Origin of the sequence: Streptomyces sp. NPDC059853, assembly GCF_042731495.1 — a bacterium.
GTDB lineage: Bacteria > Actinomycetota > Actinomycetes > Streptomycetales > Streptomycetaceae > Streptomyces.
In genome coordinates this window covers 1-5,724 of the sequence record NZ_JBHWJL010000318.1, presented here as the reverse complement: position 1 = coordinate 5,724, position 5,724 = coordinate 1, and the positions used below count along the sequence as shown (strand labels likewise).

General features: G+C 74.7%; 4 protein-coding genes. 1 reads left to right on the top strand and 3 read right to left on the bottom strand.

Annotated features, from left to right (window positions below):
• From ACFV5N_RS23805 to ACFV5N_RS23795, 3 genes are all read right to left on the bottom strand, one after another.
• Positions 1-466, bottom strand: a 466-nt coding sequence (locus ACFV5N_RS23805) for a LysE family translocator (protein WP_385603397.1), incomplete at its 3' end; no start/stop codon positions are given.
• Between the two features lie 119 nt (positions 467-585).
• A complete protein-coding gene (locus ACFV5N_RS23800; RefSeq protein ID WP_385603394.1) occupies positions 586-1,236 on the bottom strand; it encodes a maleylpyruvate isomerase N-terminal domain-containing protein in 651 nt (216 codons plus the stop codon).
• A gap of 276 nt (positions 1,237-1,512) precedes the next feature.
• The gene (locus tag ACFV5N_RS23795) at positions 1,513-2,901 is read right to left on the bottom strand and encodes a flavin monoamine oxidase family protein (RefSeq protein WP_385603391.1); all 1,389 of its coding nucleotides are present in this window, start codon (positions 2,899-2,901) and stop codon (positions 1,513-1,515) included.
• A 344-nt stretch (positions 2,902-3,245) separates the two neighbouring features.
• On the opposite strand from ACFV5N_RS23795, the gene ACFV5N_RS23790 reads away from it, so the two are divergent.
• Positions 3,246-5,693: a glycosyltransferase gene (locus ACFV5N_RS23790; protein WP_385603388.1), complete on the top strand. Its 2,448-nt coding sequence runs from the start codon at positions 3,246-3,248 to the stop codon at positions 5,691-5,693.
• Positions 5,694-5,724: the final 31 nt, after the last annotated feature.

The following is a 5,724-nucleotide window of genomic DNA, read 5'->3' as shown; positions in this document are numbered from 1 at the left end:
GGCCCCACACCATGTCGCACGCCACCGCGATGACGGTGAAGACCAGCCCCAGCAGCAGCATCTGCGCCGCGACATGCCCCTGACCGCGGTCGACGAACTGCGGCAGCACCGCCGCGAAGAACACGATGGTCTTGGGGTTGGTCACGCCCACGGCGAACCCTTCCCAGAAGGTCCGCGAACCACCCTGCGCCGCACCCGTCCCGGCGATCGCCGCCTGCAACGACGCACGCTCCCGCCAGGCCTTGACGCCGAGGAACACCAAGTAGGCGGCACCGACCAGCTTGAGCGCGGTGAAGACCAGCACCGAGCGTTCCACCACCGCCCCGACCCCGAACGCCACGGCCACGATCAACGCGTAGGCGCCGAGCGTGTTCCCCACCACTGTGGTCAGCGCGGCGCGGCGGCCCAGGGCCAGCGCGCGGCCGATCACGAACAGCACGCTGGGGCCGGGAATCACGATCAGCATGAACGACAGGGCCGCGAAGGCCAGCAGACACCATGCGGCTCATGCAAGCACGGGCCGGACCGTCCTTCCAGCCGTCAGGAGCACCGAGTTCGGGCGCCGGAGGCCCCCGGGGCCGTCGCTCAGCCGCGCGGCTCCGCGTACCAGCGCCACGCGGTGAGCCGTTCCCGGCCGGGCAGGGTGCCCCGGCCGGTGGCCCACAGCAGGGTGGCCCAGGGGTCGGTGTCCTGCGGCGCGTCGGGGAACAGCCGGTGCAGGGTCCGGGCGCAGATCGCGGCCGGGGGCCGCCAGTCGACGCCGAGCCCGGCGGCCAGGTCGTGGGTGTGGACGACGGCCTCCACGATGCCGATCGCCGCCCAGCCCTCCGGGTCGGCGGTGCCCATCGGATGCCAGGCGCGGGTGGCCGGGTCGGCGGTGCGCACCATGGCCACCAGCAGCGCGCCGCTGGCCTCCAGCACCTGGAGCAGCCCGGCGGGACCGGCCGCGCGGTCGGCGCGGAGGGTCTGGACGGGGGCGCCGGGGCGGGCGGCGTCGGCGGCGAACGGGACGTAGCCGGTCAGCGGTGGGGCGGCCGGGCCGAGTTGGGTGGCGCAGGCGAAGAAGTCGTCGGCGAGGTGCTCGGCCGTCTCCCAGCAGTCCCACTCCAGGCCGCCGGCCGGGCGGTTCCAGGCATCGGCGGGCGCCTCGGCCAGGGCGCGGACCGCCAGTCGTACGATCTGTTCCAGGTCGTCGGCCGTGACGGGCCCGGCGGTCGGTGCGGATGCGGCGTTCATAGCTTCACCCTACTGGGGCGCGCGGCGCGGGGAACGCGCTGGGGAGAGCCGCCTTCCGCAGAGCATCGCGGGGCGTCACCATGGAGGGGGCAACGCGCACACCTGGGGGTATTCATGGGAAAGCATGCGAAGCCACAGCCCGACCTCGGCACGGGGAAGCCACCGGGTGGGAACCGGGACGAACAGATACCTCCGCCGCCACCGACCGGAAAACACCGGAAGCAGTGACCTGCGGGACCGGCCGGGGGGAGGACGGCGGAGCCGGCCGGCCCGGGATCACCGGGCGGGGGCTGGCTCCGCCAGCACCCGGCGCACTTCCCGCGCCGCGCGCTCGCCGGAGCGGACCGCGCCCTCCATGAAGCCCGACCACGCGTCCGCCGTCTCCGTACCCGCCCAGTGCAGCGGCCCCACCGGCCGGGCCAGCCACGGCCCGTACGCGCGCCAGGCACCGGGCGGTACGGCGGCGGTCGGGCCGCCCGCGCTGAACCGCTCGCCGCCCCACGCGTGATCGGTGTACGCGAGCGGCCGGGCTGCCCGCGGCCCGAACAGCGCCGCGAACGACCCGAGGGCGGCCCGGCGTCTGGCGTCGGCGGGCTGCCCGTCGAAGGCCCGGGCGTAGTCCCCGCCGATGAAGCCGAGCAGCACACCCGGGCCCGGCCCCGCCGGGGAGACATCGAAGGTGATGAACACCGGCCCGGTGTCCGCCAGCGCCTGCCCGGACCGTCCGGCGGCCCGCCAGAACGGCGTGTCGTACACGGCGTACGCCTTTCCGAGCACGCCCTGCGGCCAGCGCTGGGCGAGTTGGGCGTACGGCGCGGGCAGCGGGGGATCGAAGGCGATGGCGTTCCGCAGCGCGGGCGGCACGGCGATCACCACCCGCCGGGCGCGTACCGGTGCGGCGTCCTCCGCCCGGTGCAGGACGGCGCCCGCCGCGTCCCAGACGATCCGGGTGACCGGCGCGCCCAGCAGCACCCGGTCACCGAGACGTTCCGCGAGCCGCTCGGCCAGGGTGTGCGCCCCGTCGGCGAAGTGCTGTTGCTGCGCCCCGCCCGCCACGTCCAGCATCGGCCGCAGCCCGCCGCAGCCGCGCACATAGTGCAGGGCGTGCAGCAGCGAGACCTCGGCCGGTTCGCAGCCCCAGGTGGTGCGGGCGACGAGGCCGAGCATGGCGCGGGTGGTGCCGCCGGCCCGGACGCCCCGCAGCCAGGACTCCAGGGTGTGCGCGTCCAGCCGGGCGGCGCCGGGCGCACGCCAGGGCGCGCCGGGGGGAACGGTGCGCATGAGCCGTTCGAACTGCCGCATGACCCGGTCGAGATCGAGCAGCGCGGCGGGCGGCAGCCGGGGGATGGTCCCGGCGTAGCGGCGCAACCGGCCGCGCCGCAGCAGCACATGGTGGCCGCGGTCGTACGTCGGCACGGTGGTCGCGCCCAGTTCCCGGGCGAGGGAGGTGACATGCGGCTGGACGGGGCCGATGAAGGTGCCGCCCAGTTCGACGTTCACACCGCCGAGCCGGAGCCCGGCGAGCCGCCCGCCGACCCGCTCCCGCGCCTCGGCGACCCGTACGTGATGGCCCGCCGCCGTCAGCCGGTCGGCCGTCACCAGACCGGCCAGTCCCGCCCCGACGACGGCCACCTCGGTACCGGCGGTGACGCGCTCAGGTTCCATGCGGTCTCTATCCCGCCGGGCCGTCGAGCTGTCAAGGGGAGCGGTGGCATGTGGTGATGGCGTGTGCGGTAGTCAACTCCCGCGCACAGGACGAACAATATTTACTCAGTATGGTAACCGCCTGTTATGATCGATAGCTGGAACGCATGGCCCGCCGGCCCCCACCGACAGCGGCGAAGCCCGCCGCCCGTCCCTGGCCCGAGCCGGGAACCGGGCCGTCGTCCGGCCGCCTCCGGCCGTACCGCAGCACCGCCGTGACCCACGGCGGGGCGACGGCGCCCCCCTTCCCCCTCCGGACCGGGTCCCCCGTACACCCACGACGTCCCGGTCGGAAGGAAGCCGCGATGCTCCACAGCGCACACCCCACGAGGCCGGCCACCGCGCCGTCCCCGTCCCCGTCCCCGCCCGTGGTGACGGTGGTGATGGCCGTCTACAACGCCATGCCCTACCTCACCGAGGCACTGGAGTCCCTGGAACGCCAGACCATCGGCACCCACCGGATGGAGGTCATCGCCGTCGACGACGGCTCCACCGACGGCAGCGGAGCCGAACTCGACCGCTGGGCCGCCCGCTTCCCGCCGCTGCGCGTCATCCACCAGGAGAACTCCGGCGGCCCCAGCGGGCCGCGCAACCGCGCCATCGACGAGGCCAGGGGCCGCTACGTCTTCATCGCCGACGCCGACGACCTGCTCGGCGACGAGGCACTGGAACGCATGGTGGGCATGGCCGAGGAGAACAGCAGCGACGTCGTGCTCGGCCGGATGGCCGGCCTGGGCGGGCGCGAGGTGTCCGTCCTCGCCTTCAAACACGCCGCCCGCGCCGACCTCTACACCTCCAACGTCTACCGCTCCCTCAACCCGCAGAAGCTCTTCCGGCGCAGCCTCCTCAACGATCACGGAATCCGCTTCCCGGTCGACCTGTGGCTGGGCGAGGACCAGATGTTCTGCACCGAGGCCATGCTCGCCGCCCACGTCATATCCGTGGTCGGCGACTACGACTGCTACTACGCGCGGCGCCGCGAGGACGGCCAGCATCTGACCCTGCGCGACAGAAGCGCCTGGCAATCGGTGGAGCCCGTCAAGCGCGTGATGGACCTGATCGCCGAGCGCGTCACCGACACGGACAACCGCCGCCAACTGCTCGCCCGGCACTTCCGGCAGATCATGGGCAAGGTCCTGCTGCCCGTCGCGGCCTCCGAGAAATTCGCCGGTGCCTTCCGCGACGACACCTACCGCTACGTGCGCGAGGTGTGCGACACCTACTGGGAACCGGAGATGATCCCGCATCTCCCCGCCCTCACCTGGCTGCGGCTGTACTGCTTCCTCGAAGGCCGCTACACGCAGCTCGAAGTCCTCGCCCGGTTCGAGGAGCACAGCCAGGACCCCGAGATCGTCGAGAACGGCAGAGTCTTCCGCCCCTACCCCTTCTTCCGCGACCCGGCCGCCGGTCTCCCCGACGAGCTGTTCGAGATGACCGACCGGCTCAAGGCCCGGCACGCCGTCACCGGCGCGCGCTGGGACGGCGACACCCTGACCGTCAGCGGTCACGCCCGCATCGACGCCGTCTCCACCCGCGACGTCCGCACCCGCCTGCTGCTGCGCAGCCGGGACGGCGCCCGCACCCACGAGATCCCCACCCGGCACACCCCGACCCCCGAACTGACCCGGGAACACGGCAAGGACGGCCGCTACGACTTCGGACTGGCCGGCTGGGAGGCCACCGTCGACCCCGACACGGCGGCCGACGGCGGGCCACTGGGCCACGGCGTGTGGGACCTGTGGGCGCGCGTCGACATCCAGGGCATCCGGCGCGAGGTACGGCTGACCGCCCCCGCCGCCCCCGACGAGGACGGCTGGGCGATACCCGGCGGCCGGATCCGGGCCACCGGCGGCGACTCCGTCGTCCCGTACCGCACCAAGGGCGGCAAGTTCGCCCTCGACATCGGCGGCGGGCTGCGACCGCTCACCGCACAGGGCCTGGCCACCGGGGCGCGCTGGGACGGGGAGGCCCTGCGCGTGACCGGAGCCGGCTGGATCGACAGCGTGCCGCGCGAGGAGGTGACGGCCCAGCTCCTTCTGCGCTGCCGCCAGTCCCGGCTCCAGGTGACGGTGCCCACCCGCCCCGCCGAGGTCCCGCGCGACGCGCTGGACGCCCTGCCCGCGCACGGTGTGCCCGCCGACCTCGGCTTCACGGCCGACATCGACCCGCTGACCGCCGACCACGGCAGCCCGCTGCCGCCCGGCGTCTGGGATCTGCACCTGCGGCTCACCGCCCCCGGCGTCACCCGCGAGGTGCGGCTGCGCGCCGTCGGCGAGCCCACCGGCCCGCTGTGGCGGGTGCGGCCCCTCACCGGCCCCGCCGGCCCGGCCCGCCTGATCACCCCGTACCCGACGCGGACCGGCTACCTGGCGCTCGACTCCGGCGGGGTCTACTTCACCCCCGAGAACCAGCTGCTGCTGGCCGGCGCGGACCGCGCCCCCGACAACCGCAGGGAACTGGTCGTCAGCGGCCGGGTCGGCGTGTACGGAACCGCGCCCGGCGACCTGCGGCTGCGGCTGACGGTCGGCGACGACGCGCCCCGGCTGCTGCCCGTCCCCCTCGGCCCGCCGGGCCCGGCGGACCCGCTGCCCGCGGTGCCCGGCCCGGAACGCAACGTGGAGGAGTGGCCGGCGTTCTCCGTCCGCGTCCCGGTGCCCGGCGGGGGCGCCTTCCGCCGCCCCGCGATCACCGTCCGGCTCGAACTCCCGGTGGGCGAGGAGGTCTTCGCCTCCCGGCCGCTCACCGTGCGCTGAACGGCCCCGGGCGCCGGGCACGGCACGCGGC